This is a genomic window from Candidatus Magnetaquiglobus chichijimensis, assembly GCF_045865675.1.
GTDB classification, from domain to species: domain Bacteria; phylum Pseudomonadota; class Magnetococcia; order Magnetococcales; family Magnetaquicoccaceae; genus Magnetaquiglobus; species Magnetaquiglobus chichijimensis.
The window spans coordinates 1,035,616-1,055,478 of the sequence record NZ_BAAFGK010000004.1 but is presented as its reverse complement, the minus strand read 5'-3'; the positions used below and the strand labels follow the sequence as shown (position 1 = coordinate 1,055,478).

The window sequence follows — 19,863 nt, the reverse complement described above, 5'->3', positions numbered from 1 at the left end:
AAGACTTCCCGGTTCTGCCTTTTCTTTCTGTTTTGGCCAGTAAAACGAAAAATCCCAGGGGTGCGGGGACAGAGTCCCCGCGATTGTGAGGTCATTTGTATCGAATGAAAATCTTCAAAAACTCTATGTTTCGCTTAACCAATAAAAGTTACGATTACAAGAAAATTATCACTTCTATCCAAGATTTTAGTCATTTTATACAAAAAAAGCCGCCTGGAAAGGGCAGTTTTTGCGCTGAGAAAACCTGATAAAATTTTTATGGTGAGCCGTACAGGAGTCGAACCTGTGACCCGCAGATTAAAAGTCTGCTGCTCTACCAACTGAGCTAACGGCCCATCCCGCTTCGCGCCGAGGGGGATTCTGTCGGGGGACAGAATTGAAAAGGTTTCGGCGGAATCAAGAAACCATCATGATAGCACACGCTCGGGGGCATGTGAACCGGAAATGTGTGTTGCGGGCGATTTTTTTTCAGGCGTTCTCCAGATCGGGCGGTCGTGCATGCGGCGTGATCCGTGTTGCAACGGGACCGCATGGTTACATCTCGTCCATCCAGGCCATCTGTATCGCTTCCAGGATCTTTTCGTTGCACCGCTCCGGCGGCACGTCGATCAGTATGGCAGACCGTCGCGGTCCCTTGCCGGACGCAAGGTTACATCTCGTCCATCCATGCCATCTGTATCGCTTCCAGGATCTTTTCGTTGCACCGCTCCGGCGGCACGTCGATCAGTATGGCAGACCGTCGCGGTCCCTTGCCGGACGCATGGTTACATCTCGTCCATCCATGCCATCTGTATCGCTTCCAGGATTTTTTCGTTGCACCGCTCCGGCGTGTCGTGGAAGCCGGGCAGCTCCATCACCCATCCCATCAGCTCCGTGAAACGCACCGCCATCGGATCCTGGTCCGGCATCGAGTCGGCCAGCGCGATGGCGATCTCATGGGTATCGGTCCACTTCATGAACGGGCTCCCTTCTTGTCCACGCTGATGTTCACCGAATAGGGCGGTATGGTCACCACCAGACCGTCCAACGTCTCGTCCAACACGATCTGACATCCCAGACGACTGGTGGCGGTCAGACCGAACGCCTTGTCGAGCATGTCCTCCTCGCGTTCATCCGCCGGGTCCAGACGGTCGATCCACTCCGGGGCCACGATCACATGACAGGTCGAACAGGCCAACGCCCCCTCGCAGGCTCCCTCAAGGGGGATGTGGTGGTTGTGGGCCACCTCCAGCAACGTGTCGCCAGCTTCGGCCTCCACGGTGCGGTTGTCGGGAAGAAAGGTTACATGGATCATCGGTTCACCTCGCTCGTTCATGAAAAATCATCCGCCTCGCGACCGGTCAACATCGGACGACCGTATCCGCAATCATCCGCCTCGCGACCGGTCAACATCGGACGACCGTATCCGCAATCATCCGCCTCGCGACCGGTCAACATCGGACGACCGTATCCGCAATCATCCGCCTTGCGACCGGTCATCGTCGGACGACCTCATCCGAAGTCATCCACCTTGCGACCGGTCATCGCTTTCTGCAAGCTCCGATCCATCCGCCGTTGGGCAAAAAAGCGCGTCTGGACATCCATTCGGCTTACCCGTTCGTTGATGGCATCCGCCGATTCACCCTGAGTCGCTTCCCAAAGCGTCAGCATTGCCGTTTTCACCTGATGGGTCTCCGTTTCGTTCAACAGATCCCCATCCTCGCGCAGCGCCGCCTCCGCAGCGGCCAGCACCCGGTTCGCCTCCACCCGCGCCTCGTTGAGCAGACGGGCGAGCATGTCCGCTTCGCCATGGCGCATCGCATCCCGCAACATGTCGGCGATCTCGTCGTCCGTCAGGCCATAAGAGGGCTTCACCGCGATCGACTGCTCCACCCCGGTGGTCTCCTCGCGGGCCGAGACCGTCAGCAGTCCATCCGCGTCCACCTGATAGGTGACCCGGATCCGTGCCGCGCCGGCGGTCATGGGCGGAATGCCGCGCAATTCGAAACGGGCCAGCGAGCGGCACTGACTGGCCAACTCCCGCTCCCCCTGCACCACATGCACCGCCATCGCGGTCTGGCCATCCTTGAAGGTGGTGAACTCCTGGGCGCGGGCGGTGGGAATCGGCGTGTTGCGCGGCACGATCTTCTCCACCAGATCGCCCATGGTTTCGATGCCGAGCGACAAGGGGGTCACATCCAGCAGCAGCATTTCGGCGGGCTCGTTGCCGGCCAACACCTCGGCCTGATGGGCCGCGCCCAACGCCACCACCTGATCCGGATCCAGATCCACCAGAGGTTCGCGGGCGAAGAACTCCGCCACCATGCGCCGCACCAACGGCACCCGTGTCGATCCGCCCACCAGCACCACCCCTTGCAGGGCATCCGGGGCGACTCCGGCATCCTTCAACACCCGCCGGCAGATCGGAATCGTGCGCCACACCAGATCGCGGACGCCCTCCTCGAACGTCGCGCGGGTCAATGTTCTGTTTGGGATGGGGTGTGCGGGGTCGGGAAGCTCGAAGGTGACCTCGGTTTCGCTGGAGAGACGCTCCTTGATCTCCCGAGCCAGCTTGCGACACTTCTGGATCAGGGTGGGATCCGGATGGGTGATCTCCATTCCGGCGAGCAGCCGATCGACGATCCACTGATCCAGATCATCGCCGCCCAGAGCCGAATCCCCGCCTGTGGCCATCACCTGGAACAGCCCTTTTTCCAGTTTCAGCAACGAGATGTCGAAGGTGCCCCCTCCCAGGTCATAGATGGCGTAGAGTCCCTCGTGTCCCTTGTCCAGGCCGTAGGCCAGCGCGGCGGCGGTTGGTTCGTTGAGCAGACGCAGCACCTCCAGACCGGCCACGCGGGCGGCATCCTTGGTGGCCTGGCGTTGCGCGTCGTCGAAATAGGCCGGTACGGTGATCACCACACCCTGGAGTTTGCCACCCAGGGCCTCCTCGGCGCGGTACTTGAGCTGTTTGAGAATCTCCGCCGACACCTCCACCGGCGAAACCCTGGCCTCTCCCGCCAGGATGCGCACCATGCCACCTTCACCCGCTTCCAGGGTGTGGGGCAGGGCGCCGGAGCGGTTGAGGATCTCCTCCACCCCGCGTCCCATGTACCGTTTTACCGAGGCGATGGTGGATTCCGGGTGTTGGACCAGCCGTTCCCGGGCCGGCCAGCCGACGAGCACGCTGCCCTTGGGGCCGTAGTGGACCACCGAGGGGATGGCCTGGTCCCCGTTTTCGTCCGGGATGCACGACGGGTTGCCATCGATGCCGATGGCGGCCACCAGCGAGAAGGTGGTACCCAGGTCGATGCCGACCACCCGCTTGCGGCTGCCTGGTCCGCTTTCGTGGGGGAGCGGGGATTGGCCCGGTTCCATGATGTCCAGCAGAATGTCCATGGGTGTTTCGTTGCCTGCTCGTGACAAGGGTGACAACCGATCGGGGAGGGGGCGGGCGCGGTTGGCGTTCCCGACTTCCGGCGCGTGGATCCGCGACTACGGATCGAACGCCCGATCCTCCAGACGATCCAACTCCTCCAGATAGCGCCGATGATAGCGCATGCGATCCACATGACGGACGATTTCGGCCAGGGATGACTCCCCGTTGCCTCGGAACAGGTCCGCCACCCGCACCACTTCCGCATCCAGACGCCGCCGGGCATCGCTTTTCAGGGTGGCCAGGCGGGGGATGGCGTCGGCGGCGCGGGGGTCCACCGACTCCAGGGCCTCGCGCAGCTCCATCACCTCTTCGAGAAACGCCGGATCCACCGACGGACGCTCCGCATGCCAGCCGGCCAGCCGCAACAGGTAGCCGGCGCGTGCCACCGGATCGCTCAGGGTCTGCCAGGCTTCGTTGATGCGGGTGGTCCACTCCAGCGAGAGACGCCGTTCCGTGCCGGAGCGATGGGCGAAGAAGTCCGGATGGAGCTGTTTTTGCAAGTCGCGGTAACGCCGTTCCAGAGCGGAAAGATCCGGCTCGAAGCTGGGAGAGATGTCAAACAGCTGAAAAAAATCCTCGCCCGCCACGGGTGGCAGAATCGTCCGGCAGGTGGCGCAAAAGAGCCCCGCCGGGGTCGGACCCCGGCAGGACCAGCAGATCATGGGCGCGTTGGCGATCATCACACCTTGAAGGATTCGCCGCAGCCGCAGCGTTCCTTCTCCTTGGGATTGCTGAACTTGAAGCCGGACTTGAACGGCGTGGATTCGAAATCCACCAGCGTGCCGTCGAGGATCACCGCCGACTTGCCGTCGATCACCACCTTTACCCCGAACGATTCGTACACCTGATCGGATTCGGCCATCTGATCGGCATACTCCAGTTTGTAGGAGAATCCCGAGCAGCCCGCAGTGGAGGTGCCGATGCGGATCGCCGCATCCGGCGTGCCGCGTTTGGCCAGCATGGCCTTGGCCTGCCGGGCGGCCCGTTCGGTCAAAGAAACGCCTTCTTGTGTGGTGGTCATGGCATCATGCTCCTTTCTGTTTGCTCCGGTAGTCGGCCACCGCGGATTTGATGGCATCCTCGGCCAGCACCGAACAGTGGATCTTGACCGGTGGCAGGGCCAGTTCATCGGCGATGTCCTTGTTTTTGATCGCCAGCGCCTCGTCGATGCTTTTGCCCTTGACCCATTCGGTGACCAGCGAGGAGGCGGCGATCGCCGATCCGCAGCCAAAGGTCTTGAATTTGGCGTCATCGATGATCCCGTCCTCGTTGACGCGGATCTGGAGTTTCATCACATCGCCGCAGGCCGGCGCGCCCACCATGCCGGTACCTACCTGGGCATCGCCCTTGTCGAGGCTGCCGACGTTGCGGGGATTTTCGTAATGATCGAGCACTTTTTCATTGTATGCCATCTTGGTCTCTCCAATCGTCCCTTGTGAATGCCAGACGGTCAAATGATCACGATTAATGCGATGCCCACTGCAAGGTTTTCAGGTCCACGCCATCCTGGACCATCTCCCACAGCGGGGACATTTCGCGCAGTTTGTTCACGGCGCCGACCACGATGCCGATCACGTGTTCCACCTCCTCGGCGGTGGTGAAACGGCCCAGGCCGAAGCGGATCGAGGTGTGGGCCAGCTCCTCGTCCACCCCCATGGCGCGCAGCACATAGGAGGGTTCCAGCGATGCCGAGGTGCAGGCCGATCCCGAGGAGACCGCCACCTCCTTGATGGCCATCATCAAGGACTCTCCCTCGACGTAGGAGAACGAAATGTTCAGATTGCCGGCCACCCGTTGCACCGGGTCGCCGTTGAGGGCCACATGGGTCAACTGGCCCATGATCCCCTCTCGGAGTCGTTCGCGCAGGAGCAGCAGCCGTGTCGTTTCGCGGGTCATCTCCTCGTTCGCCAGACGGCAGGCTTCGCCGAGTCCCACCAGCAGCGGGGTGGGGAGGGTGCCGGAACGCATGCCGCGTTCGTGTCCGCCGCCATGCATGAACGGCTTGATGCGCACCCGAGGCTGACGGCGCACGTACAGGGCGCCGATCCCCTTGGGACCGTAGATCTTGTGGGCCGAGATCGACAGGAGATCGATGTTCATGGCATTGACATCGATCGGGATCTTGCCGACCCCCTGGGCCGCGTCGCAGTGAAAGAAGATTTTCTTCATCCGGCAGAGACGACCGATCTCCGCGATGGGTTGGATGACGCCCACTTCGTTGTTGACCGCCATGACCGAGACCAGAATGGTTTTCGGGGTGATGGCGGCCTCCAGGGTGGCCAGGTCGATCAGCCCGTTGGTGCCGACCGGCAGGTAGGTCACCTCGAACCCTTCGGACTCCAGATGGCGGCAGGTGTCGAGCACCGCCTTGTGTTCGGTGGTGGGGGTGATGATGTGGTTGCCCTTGTCGCGGTAGAACTGCGCCACGCCCCAGATGGCCAGGTTGTCCGACTCCGTGGCTCCGGAGGTGAAGACGATCTCGCGATGGTCGGCGCCGATGATCCCGGCGACCTGTTTTCGGGCGGTGGTCACCGCCTCGTCGGCCTCCCAGCCGTAGGCATGGGAGCGCGAGGCCGGATTCCCGAACTTCTCCACGAACCAGGGCAGCATGGCGGCCAGCACCCGTGGATCCACCGGGGTGGTGGCCTGATAATCCATGTAGATGGGTTGTTTCATGCGAATGCACTCCCTTTGCGCAGGCGGTCCACGGACCGCTGAAAGGCTGAAATGAAGGAATCCACCATCGTCCCGGTGGTCTCCCAGCCGAGACTGACGCGCACCATGCTCCGTGTCGCTTCCGGCGTCCATCCCATGGCCAGGGGGACATGGGATGGGTTGTTCTTGCCCGATGAGCAGGCCGCGCCGCTGCTGATGGCGAAGCCGGCCAGATCGAGGGTCATCACCAGGGTTTCGCCGTCCACGCCGGGGATGAGCATGGCGGTGGTATTGGGCAGACGCTCGGCGTCGGAGCCCAGGATGATCGCATCCGGCACGCTTTTCAACAGTTCTCTTTCCATTTTCTTTTGCAACGCCATGATGCGTTGGGATTCGTCTTCGATCTGTCCCGCCAGTTGGCCGGCCAGGAGGCCAAAGCCGGCGATGCCGGGGAGATTTTCGGTGCCGGAGCGGCGTCCGCGTTCCTGGCCGCCCCCCAGCAGGAGCGGGGCCAGAGGAAGCGCGGCGCCGGCGATCAGCGCTCCGCACCCCTTGGGACCACCGGACTTGTGGGCCGACAGGGTGATCAGTTCCGCGCCGATGGCATCCACCCCCAGGGGGAGCTTGCCGAACCACTGGGTGGCATCGCAGTGAAACGGCACCTTGGCCGTCCGACACAAGGCGCCGATGGCGGCGATCGGTTGCAGCACCCCGGTTTCGTTGTTGGCCGCCATGATCGACACCAGCCGGGTATCCGGCGTGAGCGCCCGTTCCACGTCCTGGGCATCGACCCGTCCCATGGCATCCACCGGCAGTTTGATCACCCGCATGCCGCGCGCCTGGAGTCGTTCCAGGGGGTTGAGCACCGAGGGGTGTTCGATGGCGCTGGTGAGGATGGTTCCACGGTGATCCGCCGCCTCGGCGAGACCGAGGAGGGCCAGATGGTTGGACTCGGTGCCGCCGCTGGTGAAGATCACCCGGCTCTCATGCACCCCCACCAGCCGCGCCACGGCGCGTCGCGCGTCGTCCAGGATTTGGCGGGCGCGCCGTCCCGGTCCGTGCACGGAGGAGGGGTTGCCATACGTGGCCGTCATGGCGGCCAGCATCGCCTCGGCGACCCCCGGACGGGGAGGGGAGGTGGCGTTGTGATCGAGGTAGATCATGCCGGGAATCCGTGTTCGGCGGCAGGTCTCAGGGTGCCGGAACGGATCTCCTCGATCAGGGTGTCCAGATGGATCGACTCCAGATAGCTGTTGATGTGGATGCCGACCCGCTCCCAGAGGTGATGGGTGATGCAGCGGGTCGATTTGCGGCACCCTTCCGGATCGTTCTCATCGCAGGAGGTGGCCTTGATCGGCTCGTCCACGGCGCGGATGATGTCGGCCACGCTGATGGTCGAGGGGGGCGCCATCAGCAGATAGCCCCCGCCCGGTCCGCGCACGCTGCGTACCAGTCCGCGCCGTCGCAATTTGGCGAAGAGCTGTTCCAGGTAGGAGAGGGAGATCTCCTGGCGCTTGGAGATGTCGATCAGCGCGACCGGGGTGTGGGCATCCTGGCAGCACAGATCCAGCATGGCGGTGACCGCGTAACGTCCCTTGGTGGTGAGTTTCATGGCGTCCCCCTTAGTTTTTTTCATCTGGCATGGTCTGGTGGCGTTCCATCAAAAGTTTCTTCTCGTGTTCGAGTTGCTTGACCCGCTCGTCCAGGTGGCGCACCTGATCCAGAAGGCAGGTGACCGCCTTGCCCACCGGATCGACCACCGCGCCGCTGTTCTGGCCGTAGGAGGAGAAGGAGTCGTTGGTCGCGGCGGTTTTGAATTTCGACATCACCAGCCGTCCCGGCACGCCCACCACGGTGGTGTCGGCGGGCACGTCGCTCACCACCACCGCGTTGGAGCCGACCCGCGCATTGGCGCCGATGGTGATCGGGCCAAGGATCTTGGCGCCCGCCCCGACCACCACGCCGTTGCCGAGGGTAGGGTGACGCTTGCCGACGTTCCAGCTCGTTCCTCCCAGGGTGACCCCGTGGTAGAGGGTGACGTCATCGCCGATGTGGGTGGTTTCGCCGATCACCACGCCCATGCCGTGATCGATGAAGAAGCGCTGACCGATCCTGGCCGCCGGATGGATCTCGATTCCGGTCAGAAGCCGGGTGAGATGCGCCAGAAAGCGGGCAGACAGTCGGAAGTTCCGATTCCACAGCCAATGGCACAGCCGATAGCCGAGTATGGCATGCAGACCCGGATAACAGAGCATGACCTCCCAGACCCCGGTGGCGGCTGGGTCCCGCTGGAAGATCACCTCAATATCCTGTTTGATTCGTTGAAACATGGGTGGATATCCCGCGGGCTTGGTGGTTCGGTTAGGAATCCAAATGCGGCTTATATGCGAAAATGCTCATACTCGGCGCGCGGGAGATTTTGTTAAATCCGATCCTTTCTGTCAAGTATTAGTTCCCCAATTGCACAAAAAAAAACCTGGACAAAAAGGTGGACAGCCGGGTGAAGGGTGTGATAGCCATATTTCGCAAAACGATAATGGAGATCGAAAAATCAACCAATCATACATAGAAACCATGTCAACGACTCAACATTCAGACAGGCAAACCGGGGGCAGAAGTATGGACGCCTTGCGCAAAGCAGGTAATAATGTTATTCTTTATTTGGAGTTTCTGCTTAACAAAGGATTTGAGAACCGGTTGAACCCGTTCTATCACCTCGGATCCTTGACATTCTTTTTCTTTTGGATCGTCCTGATTTCCGGCATCTACGTCTTCATCTTCTTCGAGACCAACGTTGCCGGGGCCTATCCGTCGGTGGAGTACATCACCCACGAGCAGTGGTGGCTGGCCGGCATCATGCGCAGCCTGCACCGCTACGCCTCGGACGCGGCGGTGATCTCCATCTTCATCCACATGTTCCGGGAGCTGTTTCGGGATCGTTACCGCGGGGTGCGCTGGTTTTCGTGGTTCACCGGCGTGCCGACCCTGTGGCTGGTGGTGGTGCTCGGGATCACCGGTTACTGGCTGGTGTGGGATCAGTTGGCCCAATACGTGGCCCTGGCCACCGCCGAAATGATGGACTGGATCCCGTTGATTCCGAGCGCCATGGTGTTCAACTTCCTGGATGGGCAGATCACCGACCGGTTTTTCACCCTGATGGCTTTCCTGCATCTGTTGGGTCTGCCGATCGCCCTGGTTTTTCTGCTCTGGACCCATGTCAGCCGCATCAGCCAGATCGATTTCAATCCGCCCCGCGCTCTGGCCACCGGCGCCTTTTTGACCCTGCTGGCCCTCTCCATCCTCAAACCGGCGGTCAGCCATGCCCCGGTGCAGGCCGGTCACGCGCCGGTGGTGCTGCATCTGGACTGGTTCTATCTCAACATCTATCCGTTGGTGGATGTGCTGGGGCCGGGCTGGGCCTGGTCGATCGCCACCGGCGTCACCGTTCTGCTGATGATGTTGCCGTGGCTCCCCTCCAAAAAGGAGAAACCCTGCGCCGAGGTGGAACTCACCCAATGTCACGGGTGCGGTCAGTGCGCCAAGGACTGCCCGTATGGCTCCATCACCATGCAGCCGCGCTCCGATGGCAAGAAGTTCCCGTTCGAGCCTACGGTCAATCCCACCTTGTGTACCGCCTGCGGCATCTGTAGCGGTTCGTGCGTCTCCTCGAGCCCCTTCCGTATGGCCAACACCACCTTGAAATCCGGCATCGAGATGCCCTGGTTCACGGTCGATTCCCTGCGCGAGGAGGTCAAAACCAAACTGGCCGCGTTGACCGGGGAGAATCGGGTGATTCTGTTCGGATGCGAGCATGGGGCCGATGTCACCACCATGGGAGCCTCGGGGGTGGCGGTGGTCAACCTGCCGTGCAGCGGCATGCTGCCGCCGTCGATGGTGGATTATGTGTTGAAGAACGGCGCGGATGGCGTGTTCATCACCGGGTGTCGCAACGGGGATTGCTATCACCGCATCGGGAACACCTGGACCGAGCAGCGTCTGGCCGGCGAGCGCGAACCGAAGCTGCTGAAACGGGTGGAGAAGAGTCGGGTGACCGAATTCCGCGTCTCCAACTCTTCGGGTGAGCGCGCCGAATTGGCGCGTCGGTTGGAAGCGTTCCGTCGCTCCCTGCAACCCTCGGCCTGAACCTTTTCACTGCGGAGCGTCCCGACATGCCCAAGACTTTTTCGGCTTTCATGGTGCAGTTCATCGCCTATGCCTGTTTTTTCGGCGTAATTTTCGTGCTCTCCACCTCGCCGGCTTACGAATATCTCAAGCCGGGCCAGGCCGAGGTGAAGCTGGCCTTCAAGCACACCTCCCAGCGCGAGGAGCCTTGCCAGGAGATTACCCCCGAGGAGTTGCAGAAACTCCCGCCCAACATGCGCAAACCCAAGAACTGTCCGCGCAAGCGTGCGCCGATCTACATCGAGCTGTTGCTCGACGACAATTTTCTGGCCACCCGCACCTTCATTCCGCCCGGCGTCAGCCAGGACATGTCCACCTTCGTGTATGCCAAGTTCAGTCTGCCCGCCGGCGAACACAAGCTGACGGTGCGCATGCGCGACAGTGCGCGCACGGACAACGGCTTTGATTTCATCGAGGAGACCCGGCGCGACTGGCGTCCGGGGCAGGGGATCCGCATCGAGTTCGACGAGAGCGTGGACCGGTTCGTGATCAACTGACGCCGCTCTTTACGGGTTTGATCCAGAATCCGGTTTGGTTCCAGAACCCTCTTGATCGCGCGCGGTCAAGAGGGTTCGCCCGTCCGCATCCCCCCCGACCTGCTCCGATCGGTCCGCCCCGGCGGCGACCGGAACCCCTATCCTTGCCAAAAATCGTTCCCACCTCACAAACGAAGTGTTGAATGTCCGGGCGACTCTGTTTCAGAATATCTTCAGAGGCTGTTTGGTGCGTCCATCCATGGAATCACCCAAGGCGCACGATTCAAAATTTTTTGAACCGTGCTTGATCAGATTGCTTCGCAATTTGGCGGACCATCCATGGCCCGCGTCGGCTGTTTGGCAAGTGCCAAACAACCTCGCAAGCCCCATGGACGGTTTCAGTCGGTCGGACCGTCTCCGGATCTCATGTCCGGAGCCGGTCGTGACCACGGCCTCTGTCGGCTCCGGGATTCTCAATTCAGAAGGTGGCCGATCATGTTATGGCGCATTCGCGACAGGATGAGTCGTTCGATCCGGCACGGGGTCGAGCCGTGGTTTCAACCTTGGCTGCGCCGTTCGCTACGCCGGGAACTCCTGGATCAGGAACTGGAAACCCTGAAACCGCTCATGACCGGGCGGGTGTTGGAGATCGGAGCCGGTCGCATCCGGCGACGGGGCGATTTCTTGCCGCCGGTGGAGTCGGTGTCGGCCTGGGTTCTGGTGGACATCTCCAGCGTCACCCGACCGCATCTGTGCGCGGATGTTGGATGCCTGCCCTTCGGGGCCGGGGCGTTCGACACGGTGATCTGCCTGGAGATGTTGGAATACGTCCCCGATCCGGTCGGGGCGCTGCGTGAGATGCGTCGCATCCTGCGTCCTGGTGGTCGATTGATCCTCGCCACCCCGTTCTTGCATCGTTGGGATACCCCCACCGATCTGTGGCGCTTCACGGCTCCAGGGCTGGTGCGGATCGTCACCCTGGCGGGATGGCGCGTCGAGACCCTGCGTGTCCAGGGCGGCATACTGGCCGTGTTGAACAACATCGTCCGCCATCTGCTGGTCAAGCATGCCAAAGGGTGGCGTTGGTGGCTGATGGCCCTGATCTTCACCCCGCTGCAACGCTGGTTGATACGCATGGATCCGATCGTCACCGCCCGTTCCCCGACCTTTGCCACCTTCACGACCGGACTGATTCTGGTCGCGGACAATCCCCTTGCAAACCTGACCCGTGATGATGACTTGTAGAAGGGCTTACCCATGAGAATAGCATTCATCGTTCCGTTGGAGCTTGGCGCCGTGGGGTGCCGTCTCCTCTCCAGCCATCTGCGCGCCCACGGTCATGAAACCCGCCTGATTTTCATTCCCGATCTGGTCACCTCCCTGGCGGAAAAGGCGAACCTTTCGGGCAATCCCGACCCCGGACCGGAACTCTGTCCGCTCCCGGTCAAGGAGCGGATTCTGGCGATGGTCTCCGATTGCGATCTGATCGGATTTCATGTCTTGAGTTTGTTTTTCAGTCCGTTGGCCGAGATATCCGCCTATCTGAGGGCGCATGCCGGGATACCGGTGATCTGGGGTGGCGTGCATGCGACCATGGCCGTGGATCTGTGCATGCCCTATACGGATTTTGCCTGCATCGGGGATGGTGAAGCGTTGTTGCTGGAACTTCTGGAGCGTCTTGCCAGCGATCAGACGTACACCGCCATCCAGGGGTTGGTCTATTGGGATCAGGGGGTCGTGCGGCATAATCCGCATCGAGCCGGTCAGGACAACCTGGATGCCTACCCGTTTCCGGATTATTCGTTTCAGGAGCACTATCTTCTTTTCGCGCATACGGACGGGGAACCGCGCGCCATCCCGGTCACACCGGACAATTACGGCCAGTATCAGAAGAGGTATCCATCCCTCGAGGGTGGGGTGACCCTGGTTCCCTACAAGACGGTCAGCACGCGCGGATGTCCGTTTGTCTGCACCTATTGCTCCATGGGCACGCAGGGCGGAGAGCAATACCCTTTCCGTACCCGCTCACCGGAGAATATCGTCGATGAACTCGTGGAGGTTCTGAACCGTTTCGGCGACAAGATCGACGTGATCAGCATCAGCGACGACACGTTCTTGTCCCATTCTCAAACGTGGCTGAAACGATTTGCCGCCGAATACAAGCGACGCGTCAAGAAACCGTTCCGAATCCTCGGTTTCCCCCTGAACATTCACCGCGAGGCGATCGAGGATCTGGTGGAGGCCGGCTGCATGCATATCGGGGTTGGCGTGGAGAGTCTGAGCAGGCGAATCCTGTTCGATGTCTACAAACGCAGAACCAAACCGGAGAGCGTGATCGAGGCGGCCAATGTTCTGGTGGAAATATCCAGACGTCATGGAGTTTTGCCGCCGACCTTCGATGTGATCTACTCGAATCCCTACGAGACTCTGGAAGACATGCTCGCGTCGATACGCGGGATGTCACGCATACGGCACCCGTTCAAGATCGTCCTGTTCAAGCTCTCGTTCTTCCCGAACACGGAACTGTTCCAAATGGCGGTGCGGGATGGCTATATACGCCCGGATGATCCGGCATGTTACAATCAATGGGTGGGTGAGATGGATGGGAATCAGACCTTTGTCCCCATTCTCTACGAAACGATCTGGAAAGGTCAGGCGTCCGAACGGTTCGTGGCGTTCTTCATCCGTCCCGCGGTATTCACCGCCCTGAACAAACAGTGCAATCAACATCCGCGTTTCCAGCGATGGCTGCGGTCGTTCCTGCCCGGTTTGGCGCGCGCCGTGACACATCGCTATGTGTTTTGGTTCCTGCGCCAGGAAATCCTCAAATCTTTCCGAAGATGATCATGTCGAAACTTAAACGCATCCTGTTGATTGCCGGACGTTACCGGGCAGAAAACCCGTACATCGATCTGGGCGTCAAACGACGATTCGAAGCCCTGGGGATTCGGGTGATCCTGGCCCTTCCCATGCGATCGTTTCATGAGGCCGGATTCCGTCCGGAGGATCTGGCTGATCCGGTTTTCGTGCGCGAAGGGGCTATTCCGCTGCAAGATCAACAAGATTTCATGCGCGCCCTGCGCGGTTGTCAGGTCGTGGTGTTCAGTTCCTGGAAAAAACAGATGCAACTGGCGGAAGTGGCGCGTCGATACGGCAAGGTTTCGGTGGATTTCAATGCGTCCGTCGGTTTTGACCACTTTTTCAGCGGTCACGATCTCTCTCTGGTGAAAAGCGATATCGTTCTGAGAATGTTTACGCAAGAACCGCGGCGCATGACGAGATTTTTTCTGACCCCCAATAAAATGATCGTGACCGGATCCGTGCTTTACGAAGACCCGGAAGATCTTGTTGCCCAGGATGGCATGGATAAGCGGGAACGGTTTTGCCGCTTTTACGGCTTTGATCCCGACCGACCTGTGGCCGTGCTGTTTCCCAAGGCGATTCTGGGCTTTCGGAAAAAGGCCCGACTCTGGTTTTCCGACTGGAGCGACGCGCAGGTGGATGACTACTGTCAGCGACTGCGGGATCTGCAAATCGCCATCTGCGAGAAGGTTCGTGACAGCGGCTGCAATCTGTTGGTGAAACTCCATCCCTCCAGCTACGCATCCTACTGGAGCAAGGTTGAGGATGAATATGAATATTGGAATCAATTCCCTTGGATCAAAATTCTCGTCAACACCCATACGCAGGCCATGTTCCGCCATCTGGATGTCGGTTTGGGCATCAACAGCCACTCGGCCATGGATACGGCCTATTTCGGAAAACCGTTCATCTATGTGGATTCCGATCTGATTCCACCCCCTCCCTTGCCTGGATTCCATGCCAGTGACCAGAGTTGCCTCCTGCCGCGCGGTCCGTCGAGCCACTGGGATCAGAACCTGTCAACCTATCCCAACCCCTGGTTTGCCTCCTGGATCGGGTGGTTTGCCCGGCAGGAGGAGCTGTCCGCGCTGTTGAAGGATCCCGCCACCTATCGCGTCGATCCGGAACAGCTTCAACGGTACATCGACGAATTCTGGCTGCACAACGACGGTCTCACCTCCCGGCGCGTTGTCGATCTGGTGCGGTCGGAATACGAACAGATCGCCGCGCACCGATCCGAGTGGGCTTCTCTGGCCAGATGGCGGGGACGGTATCAGGATTTCCTGGGACTGTTTTCGAGACGGGTCGGGGCCAAACCGTTTCACCACGCTTGAATCGTCGCTTCCGATCCGTTGGCGCGGCGTATCGTTTGCGCCTCCCGGCTTGAGTCGCTCAGGGCGATTTGGGCGGGGTGGGTTGGGGGGCTTCCGGCTGGAGTGGCCGGCTTTTCTCCATTCCGGCTTCTTCGGGCGCGTCGGTCAGAAAACGGATCGCCGAGAAGGTGCCCATGGAGAGGGAAAAGATGATCGCGAAGAAGATCACCGACCGATAGGGGAGCAACGCCCCGCGCGCCTGTTCGATGCGACTCAAGATGCGCTCCGAGATCAGATAGAGCGCCCCGCCGATGACCGTGAAGTAGATCAATTCCATGTTTTTCGTCCATGTTGTTTCATATTGAAGGCTGATTGTGTGGGTAGGCGTTGCCGCGTCGTGCCAGCGGCCCGTCGATCTGCATGTCGGTTCGGGTATCCGCTCCCCATGTCCGCGCGCTTGATCGCGGTATCTATACGATTATTCAATCGGTTTCTTCTAGTCCAAATCCGCGACCAGATAAATTGATTAAGGTCAATTTATTAAAATTTCTTTATCAAGCTCAAAAAAAATCGTCAAACTTGATCAAGGTCAAGTCATTATGTGGACGACATCGCTACAGTCCACGCTGACCACCTGGATGAATGTCGAACGGAGTGCCTGGAATGAAGACTCCGAACACGCGCAAGGCTAACGTGGATGCCCGGGATTCGGGAATCCACCAGGATGTGGACTCCAAACCTCAATCGGGAAAGATTCCCACATGGGAAACCAAGAAAATCAACAAAATCAGCCTCGTTCCTACGGACTTCAGACTCCGGGCAGCAAGGGCGTCAAGGGCAAGAAACGCTATGCCATGGTCATCGACCTGCGCAAATGCATCGGCTGCATGTCCTGTTCGATCGCCTGCAAGGCCGAATACGGTCTGCCTCTGGGGGTCTGGCGCACCTGGGTGAAGGTGGTGGACAAGGGGATCTACCCCACCACCAAGCGCATCTTCATGCCGCGCCTGTGCAACCACTGCGACTACCCGGTCTGCGTGCGCAACTGTCCGACCCAGGCCACCTACAAGCATGAGGACGGCTTTGTCCTGCAACGCTACAACCGTTGCATCGGCTGTCGCACCTGCATGGTCGCCTGCCCCTACAACGCGCGTCACCTGCTTCCGGAAAAACGGACCGATGGCAACCTGCCGCGCATGGTGGTGGATAAATGCACCTTCTGCATCCACCGCGTGAAGAAGGGGTTGGTTCCCTCCTGCGTGCAGGCCTGCGTGGGTGGGGCGCGCCTTTTCGGCGACATGAACGATCCGCAGAGCGAGGTTTCGCGTCTGATCGCCACCGAAACCGTCACCGTGCTCAAGCCCGAACTGGGCACCAGTCCCACCGTCTACTACATCGGCGCCGACTGGGAGATCATGGACGAACCCCACAGCTACACCAACCGGACCCGCCAGGTCGTGGAAGAGTTCAACGACTTCAAGCGCAATCACAAGGGCGACGCCTTCGCCGACATCATCGAGGGTGAACCCTTGATGACCGAGGTCGGCAAGAACTGGATCGGCTATCTCAAGACGATCCCCCATAAGGCCAAAGAGACCTTGAACGCCTTCAAGATCTTTCTCTTCGACTAAAGGATCCGCGCATGGAAGAGAGCATCGTCACCTTCAATGCCTTTCACCACGTCGCGTGGGGCACGACCATTTCGGTCTATTTCTGGTTGGTGGGCGCCAGTGCCGGATCGTTCGTGATCTCGAGCTTCGGCTGGGTGTTCGGCATCAAGCGCTACAAACCGCTGACCATGACCGCCTCGGTCACGGCCATCATCATGCTGCTGCTGGTTCCCTTCCTGTTGACCTGGGACCTGGGAAAACCGATCCGTTTCATCTATCTGCTGATTCCCGGCTACTGGCACAGCACCGGTCCCATGGCCTGGGGCACGCTGCTGATCTGTCTGTATCCGATGTCGATGATGGTCTACAGCTACTTCGTGCTCAAGCACGACCAGACCTTCGCGCGGATTTTCGGCATCGTGGCCATCGTGCTGGCTCTCTCCACCCACTGGTACACCGGTGTGGTGATGGAGTTGAATCCGGGGCGTTTCCTCAACCATACCGCGCTGGCGCCGTTGTTGTTCCTGACCGGCGCCTTCATTTCCGGCATCGGGCTGATGAACGTCATCGTCTTCATCCGCAACGGGTTGGTGCGCGCCGAGAACCGCTACGACTGGGCCTTGGTCCACGAGATGGCGCAATTCATGATGTATGGAATCGTTTTCGACATCTTTCTGTTGTTTCTCGACTTCATGCAGACCACCTATGGAAATCAGAACGAGGTGATGGGCCATACGGTCGTGTTGATGCAGGTTTTCAGATTTCCCTATCTCTGGCTTGAGCTGGTGATTGGACTTGTTATTCCACTGGTCATTCTTGTCTCACCGCTGAAACATACAAAGTTAGGCGCTTTCGTGGCTTCCGTGTTGGTCATCGTCGGTGTGTATGGCATGCGGGTGTGGTGGGTGATGGGTGGTCAGTATCTCCAGTCGTTCTATTGATGGATCGAGGAATGGATCGCATGCCTGAAATCCGTAGACGCGAGTTTCTTGTCGCCAGTGGCACGCTCCTCGCTTCCGCCGCGCTGCCTGCACCGGCGAATGCCATGGAGTTGGAACTGGGTGGCAAGAGCTATCATCAGTTGCGCACCTTTCATCCCCGCGTGCGCAGCCATTACGCCTGCACCCTCTGTCCCTACTGCGACGGCGGCTTCACCTATGCCGAGAACGGTCACATCCAGAAGGCCGAGGGCAATCCGGATCATGTGGCCACCCGCGGGAAGTTCTGTGCCAAGGGGTTGGCTTCGTTTTTGAGCGCCTGTGATCCGGATCGCATCACCATGCCGTTGAAGCGCGTCGGACCGCGCGGTTCGGGCAACTGGCGCGAGATCGGCTGGGACGAGGCGATCGCCGAGGTGGCGGGCAAGGTGGCCGAAGCCCTCTCCCAACCGGATACCATCGTGGTCAACGAGGGGGACTCCCGCGATGGCGCGGCGGCCCGTTTCCTGGCCACTGTGGGTTCGTCTTCGCTTTTCCGCAGCTGTGCGCCGGGTTTGGGCGGCGCGGCCAGGCAGGAAGGGTTGCGGCGCATGGTGGGGGTCTCCTACCTGTTGCCGGATCTCGAGCATGCCCGCTACGTGCTCAATTTTGGCTGCAACATCCTGGAGACCGCGCTTCCCCTGGCCCAGCGGCTTACCGACGGCCTGGTCAACAACCGGCTCAAGCTGGTCACCTTCGACGTGCGCATGTCCAACACGGCGGGGCGCAGCCATGAGTGGATCCCGGTTTTTCCGGGCACGGACGGTTTCGTGGCCCTGGCCATGTGTCGCCACATCCTGGAGAAGGGGCTGGCGGATGGCGACTTCATCCGCAACTGGACCAACACCACCCCGGAAGAGCTGCTTGTCGCCCTGGCGCCCTACACGACCCAGAAGGCCGCCGAGATCAGCGGCGTGCCGGAGAAGAGCATCAAACGCCTCGCGGTCGAGTTCGCCAAGAACAAACCGGGCGCCGTGGTCACCATGAACGGTGTCAGCCGGCGCGACAACGGCATCGATGCCGAGCAGGCCTGCACGCTGCTGGCGGTGATCACCGGCAACATCGACAACGAGGGTGGTCTCTGTCTGCCGAGGCAATTTCAGGTTGGCGTGCCGCAACCCGCGCCCAAGCCGGTCGAGGGTGGGGAGAAGCTCCGTTTGAACCACACCCTGCCGTTCGAGATCCTCGACAAGAGCCGGGTGGTCAAGGTGCTTTTCAACCATTTGAGCAACCCGGTCTATTCGGCTCCGGCGGCGAGCATTTGGCGCGAGGCGCTCAAGAACGAATCCCTGGTGCCGCTGGTGGTCGATTTTTCGCCGTTCATGAGCGAAACCGCCGAGTGGGCCGATCTGATCCTGCCGGATGTGGTGGGGGTCGAACGGCACGATCTGGTGAGTGCGCCGACCGCCTTGTGGCCGTGGGTGAGCATCAGTCAGCCGTCGGTCAAGCCGGTGGGGAGTGCCCGTGACGTGCGCGAGACCTTCAAGAAGATCGTCGAGGTCATCGACGCGGATGGTCAGAAGGGGATGAAGCCTCTGTGGGCCTTCACCAGCGCCAGGCAGTGGGTCGAACAGGCGAGCGCCGCCACGCCGGGTCTGGAGGGTAACTACAAAAAATTGCAGAACAAAGGGTTCTGGCCAGACCACGGCAAGATCGATCCGGCGGATCGCAAGATCGTCAAGGATGGCGAGGCGTTGCCCGTGGCCTACCACACCTTCCAGAAGACGGGTTTTGCCACCCCATCCGGGAAGATCGAGGTGGTGGTCCCGGATCTCAAGCCCAATCCGCGGCATGCCAGGCTGGAGAAAGGACAGTTCGTGTTGGCCACCTACAAGGTTGCCTATCACGCCTTGTCGATGACCACGAACCTGAAATATCTCGCCGAGATCCATCATGCCAACCCCTTGTGGATCAACAAGGCCCAGGCGCGGGAGTTGGAGATCGCGGATGGGGATCTGGTGCGCGTCACCTCCGAGGTCGGCTATCTGGTGACCAAGGCCTTTGTCACCAACGGCGTGCATCCCAAGGTGGTGGGGATCTCCACGTCCGTGGGTCGCACCAGTTATGGCCGGGTGGCCAAGGCGGATCCATTCGGCAAGGTGCCGGATTATGCCCGGAAGGAGCTGGTGGACGAGGATATCGACGACAATATCTGGTGGCGGGATCGGGGGGTGAGTCCCAACGAGATCTTGCCCCTGGCGGTTTCGGCGCGGCACGGCGAGCAGGCCTGGAACGATACCGTGGTCACCGTGACCCCCGCAGACCCTGGAGATGTCTACGGCACGGTCCATGTGGACAATGCCAGGCATCTGGCCATTTTCAAGCAGATGACGGGTCATCGGGCCGGTTAGCCTGTTTCAAGCAGATGAC

21 protein-coding genes, 1 tRNA gene and 1 pseudogene are annotated in these 19,863 nt (G+C 60.3%); 8 read left to right on the top strand and 15 right to left on the bottom strand.

Translation table 11 applies throughout. The features are described from left to right. Window positions 1-259: 259 nt before the first annotated feature. The 14 genes from ACOY6C_RS08785 to cysE form a co-directional block, all read right to left on the bottom strand. Window positions 260-335: transfer RNA gene (locus ACOY6C_RS08785), tRNA-Lys, on the bottom strand. Between the two features lie 199 nt (window positions 336-534). Further along, a complete protein-coding gene (locus ACOY6C_RS08780) occupies window positions 535-603 on the bottom strand; it encodes a Fe-S cluster assembly protein IscX (protein ID WP_420906109.1) in 69 nt (22 codons plus the stop codon). 46 nt (window positions 604-649) lie between these two features. Further along, entirely contained in the window at window positions 650-718 is a 69-nt protein-coding gene (locus ACOY6C_RS08775; RefSeq protein ID WP_420906109.1) for a Fe-S cluster assembly protein IscX, read from the bottom strand. 46 nt (window positions 719-764) lie between these two features. After that, window positions 765-956, bottom strand: coding sequence for a Fe-S cluster assembly protein IscX (iscX, locus tag ACOY6C_RS08770; protein ID WP_420905094.1), 192 nt, complete (start codon window positions 954-956; stop codon window positions 765-767). Next, the gene (locus ACOY6C_RS08765; protein ID WP_420906108.1) at window positions 953-1,294 is read right to left on the bottom strand and encodes a 2Fe-2S iron-sulfur cluster-binding protein; all 342 of its coding nucleotides are present in this window, start codon (window positions 1,292-1,294) and stop codon (window positions 953-955) included. The genes iscX and ACOY6C_RS08765 overlap by 4 nt, the downstream gene beginning before the upstream one ends. A 17-nt stretch (window positions 1,295-1,311) precedes the next feature. Beyond that, on the bottom strand, window positions 1,312-1,479 hold the full coding sequence (locus tag ACOY6C_RS08760; RefSeq protein ID WP_420905093.1) for a hypothetical protein: 168 nt from the start codon (window positions 1,477-1,479) through the stop codon (window positions 1,312-1,314). A gap of 12 nt (window positions 1,480-1,491) precedes the next feature. Beyond that, window positions 1,492-3,378 (bottom strand): Fe-S protein assembly chaperone HscA, encoded by a 1,887-nt coding sequence (gene hscA, locus ACOY6C_RS08755; protein ID WP_420905092.1) that lies wholly within the window; start codon window positions 3,376-3,378, stop codon window positions 1,492-1,494. A gap of 96 nt (window positions 3,379-3,474) precedes the next feature. Further along, entirely contained in the window at window positions 3,475-4,098 is a 624-nt protein-coding gene (hscB, locus tag ACOY6C_RS08750; RefSeq protein ID WP_420905091.1) for a Fe-S protein assembly co-chaperone HscB, read from the bottom strand. Continuing rightward, window positions 4,098-4,439 carry a HesB/IscA family protein gene (locus tag ACOY6C_RS08745; RefSeq protein WP_420905090.1) on the bottom strand — a complete coding sequence of 114 codons (342 nt, stop codon included), beginning with the start codon at window positions 4,437-4,439 and terminating at the stop codon, window positions 4,098-4,100. The genes hscB and ACOY6C_RS08745 overlap by 1 nt, the downstream gene beginning before the upstream one ends. Window positions 4,440-4,443: 4 nt before the next feature. Next, window positions 4,444-4,830: a Fe-S cluster assembly scaffold IscU gene (gene iscU / locus ACOY6C_RS08740; protein ID WP_420905089.1), complete on the bottom strand. Its 387-nt coding sequence runs from the start codon at window positions 4,828-4,830 to the stop codon at window positions 4,444-4,446. 52 nt (window positions 4,831-4,882) lie between these two features. Then, window positions 4,883-6,094 (bottom strand): IscS subfamily cysteine desulfurase, encoded by a 1,212-nt coding sequence (locus ACOY6C_RS08735; RefSeq protein ID WP_420905088.1) that lies wholly within the window; start codon window positions 6,092-6,094, stop codon window positions 4,883-4,885. Next, window positions 6,091-7,236 carry a cysteine desulfurase family protein gene (locus tag ACOY6C_RS08730; RefSeq protein ID WP_420905087.1) on the bottom strand — a complete coding sequence of 382 codons (1,146 nt, stop codon included), beginning with the start codon at window positions 7,234-7,236 and terminating at the stop codon, window positions 6,091-6,093. Before ACOY6C_RS08730 ends, ACOY6C_RS08735 begins: the two co-directional genes overlap by 4 nt. Beyond that, complete coding sequence (locus ACOY6C_RS08725) at window positions 7,233-7,685, bottom strand: Rrf2 family transcriptional regulator (protein WP_420905086.1); 453 nt, start codon at window positions 7,683-7,685, stop codon at window positions 7,233-7,235. Before ACOY6C_RS08725 ends, ACOY6C_RS08730 begins: the two co-directional genes overlap by 4 nt. A gap of 10 nt (window positions 7,686-7,695) precedes the next feature. Next, window positions 7,696-8,403 (bottom strand): serine O-acetyltransferase, encoded by a 708-nt coding sequence (gene cysE / locus ACOY6C_RS08720; RefSeq protein WP_420905085.1) that lies wholly within the window; start codon window positions 8,401-8,403, stop codon window positions 7,696-7,698. Window positions 8,404-8,770: 367 nt separating this feature from the next. On the opposite strand from cysE, the gene ACOY6C_RS08715 reads away from it, so the two are divergent. The 5 genes from ACOY6C_RS08715 to ACOY6C_RS08695 all read left to right on the top strand — a co-directional run bounded on the left by ACOY6C_RS08715 (window position 8,771) and on the right by ACOY6C_RS08695 (window position 14,927). Further along, the gene (locus ACOY6C_RS08715; protein WP_420905084.1) at window positions 8,771-10,216 is read left to right on the top strand and encodes a cytochrome b N-terminal domain-containing protein; all 1,446 of its coding nucleotides are present in this window, start codon (window positions 8,771-8,773) and stop codon (window positions 10,214-10,216) included. A 26-nt stretch (window positions 10,217-10,242) separates the two neighbouring features. Further along, the gene (locus tag ACOY6C_RS08710; protein ID WP_420905083.1) at window positions 10,243-10,752 is read left to right on the top strand and encodes a hypothetical protein; all 510 of its coding nucleotides are present in this window, start codon (window positions 10,243-10,245) and stop codon (window positions 10,750-10,752) included. A gap of 474 nt (window positions 10,753-11,226) precedes the next feature. Next, window positions 11,227-11,976 carry a class I SAM-dependent methyltransferase gene (locus ACOY6C_RS08705; RefSeq protein WP_420905082.1) on the top strand — a complete coding sequence of 250 codons (750 nt, stop codon included), beginning with the start codon at window positions 11,227-11,229 and terminating at the stop codon, window positions 11,974-11,976. A gap of 12 nt (window positions 11,977-11,988) precedes the next feature. After that, window positions 11,989-13,575 carry a B12-binding domain-containing radical SAM protein gene (locus tag ACOY6C_RS08700; protein WP_420905081.1) on the top strand — a complete coding sequence of 529 codons (1,587 nt, stop codon included), beginning with the start codon at window positions 11,989-11,991 and terminating at the stop codon, window positions 13,573-13,575. 2 nt (window positions 13,576-13,577) lie between these two features. Then, window positions 13,578-14,927 (top strand): hypothetical protein, encoded by a 1,350-nt coding sequence (locus ACOY6C_RS08695; protein ID WP_420905080.1) that lies wholly within the window; start codon window positions 13,578-13,580, stop codon window positions 14,925-14,927. A gap of 58 nt (window positions 14,928-14,985) precedes the next feature. On the opposite strand, the gene ACOY6C_RS08690 is transcribed toward ACOY6C_RS08695, so the two are convergent. Further along, on the bottom strand, window positions 14,986-15,243 hold the full coding sequence (locus tag ACOY6C_RS08690) for a hypothetical protein (RefSeq protein WP_420905079.1): 258 nt from the start codon (window positions 15,241-15,243) through the stop codon (window positions 14,986-14,988). A 424-nt stretch (window positions 15,244-15,667) separates the two neighbouring features. Between ACOY6C_RS08690 and dsrO the strand changes: the two are divergent. The 3 genes and pseudogenes from dsrO to ACOY6C_RS08675 form a co-directional block, all read left to right on the top strand. Next, a pseudogene (dsrO, locus tag ACOY6C_RS08685) lies at window positions 15,668-16,324 on the top strand (sulfate reduction electron transfer complex DsrMKJOP subunit DsrO); the annotation flags it as partial. 224 nt (window positions 16,325-16,548) lie between these two features. Further along, the gene (gene nrfD, locus ACOY6C_RS08680) at window positions 16,549-17,457 is read left to right on the top strand and encodes an NrfD/PsrC family molybdoenzyme membrane anchor subunit (protein ID WP_420905078.1); all 909 of its coding nucleotides are present in this window, start codon (window positions 16,549-16,551) and stop codon (window positions 17,455-17,457) included. Window positions 17,458-17,477: 20 nt separating this feature from the next. Continuing rightward, the gene (locus ACOY6C_RS08675; protein WP_420905077.1) at window positions 17,478-19,844 is read left to right on the top strand and encodes a molybdopterin-containing oxidoreductase family protein; all 2,367 of its coding nucleotides are present in this window, start codon (window positions 17,478-17,480) and stop codon (window positions 19,842-19,844) included. Window positions 19,845-19,863: the final 19 nt, after the last annotated feature.

What these genes read in the sequence shown, in the direction of transcription:
- ACOY6C_RS08695 (WP_420905080.1), top strand. Translation starts at nt 13,578, where the DNA reads ATGTCGAAACTTAAACGCATCCTGTTGATTGCCGGACGTTACCGGGCA.
- ACOY6C_RS08735 (WP_420905088.1), bottom strand. Translation starts at nt 6,094, where the DNA reads ATGAAACAACCCATCTACATGGATTATCAGGCCACCACCCCGGTGGAT.
- ACOY6C_RS08690 (WP_420905079.1), bottom strand. Translation starts at nt 15,243, where the DNA reads ATGGAATTGATCTACTTCACGGTCATCGGCGGGGCGCTCTATCTGATC.
- iscX (WP_420905094.1), bottom strand. Translation starts at nt 956, where the DNA reads ATGAAGTGGACCGATACCCATGAGATCGCCATCGCGCTGGCCGACTCG.
- hscB (WP_420905091.1), bottom strand. Translation starts at nt 4,098, where the DNA reads ATGATCGCCAACGCGCCCATGATCTGCTGGTCCTGCCGGGGTCCGACC.
- ACOY6C_RS08745 (WP_420905090.1), bottom strand. Translation starts at nt 4,439, where the DNA reads ATGACCACCACACAAGAAGGCGTTTCTTTGACCGAACGGGCCGCCCGG.
- ACOY6C_RS08710 (WP_420905083.1), top strand. Translation starts at nt 10,243, where the DNA reads ATGCCCAAGACTTTTTCGGCTTTCATGGTGCAGTTCATCGCCTATGCC.
- ACOY6C_RS08725 (WP_420905086.1), bottom strand. Translation starts at nt 7,685, where the DNA reads ATGAAACTCACCACCAAGGGACGTTACGCGGTCACCGCCATGCTGGAT.
- ACOY6C_RS08760 (WP_420905093.1), bottom strand. Translation starts at nt 1,479, where the DNA reads ATGACCGGTCGCAAGGCGGATGATTGCGGATACGGTCGTCCGATGTTG.
- cysE (WP_420905085.1), bottom strand. Translation starts at nt 8,403, where the DNA reads ATGTTTCAACGAATCAAACAGGATATTGAGGTGATCTTCCAGCGGGAC.
- hscA (WP_420905092.1), bottom strand. Translation starts at nt 3,378, where the DNA reads ATGGACATTCTGCTGGACATCATGGAACCGGGCCAATCCCCGCTCCCC.
- ACOY6C_RS08700 (WP_420905081.1), top strand. Translation starts at nt 11,989, where the DNA reads ATGAGAATAGCATTCATCGTTCCGTTGGAGCTTGGCGCCGTGGGGTGC.
- ACOY6C_RS08705 (WP_420905082.1), top strand. Translation starts at nt 11,227, where the DNA reads ATGTTATGGCGCATTCGCGACAGGATGAGTCGTTCGATCCGGCACGGG.
- ACOY6C_RS08730 (WP_420905087.1), bottom strand. Translation starts at nt 7,236, where the DNA reads ATGATCTACCTCGATCACAACGCCACCTCCCCTCCCCGTCCGGGGGTC.
- ACOY6C_RS08765 (WP_420906108.1), bottom strand. Translation starts at nt 1,294, where the DNA reads ATGATCCATGTAACCTTTCTTCCCGACAACCGCACCGTGGAGGCCGAA.
- ACOY6C_RS08675 (WP_420905077.1), top strand. Translation starts at nt 17,478, where the DNA reads ATGCCTGAAATCCGTAGACGCGAGTTTCTTGTCGCCAGTGGCACGCTC.
- nrfD (WP_420905078.1), top strand. Translation starts at nt 16,549, where the DNA reads ATGGAAGAGAGCATCGTCACCTTCAATGCCTTTCACCACGTCGCGTGG.
- iscU (WP_420905089.1), bottom strand. Translation starts at nt 4,830, where the DNA reads ATGGCATACAATGAAAAAGTGCTCGATCATTACGAAAATCCCCGCAAC.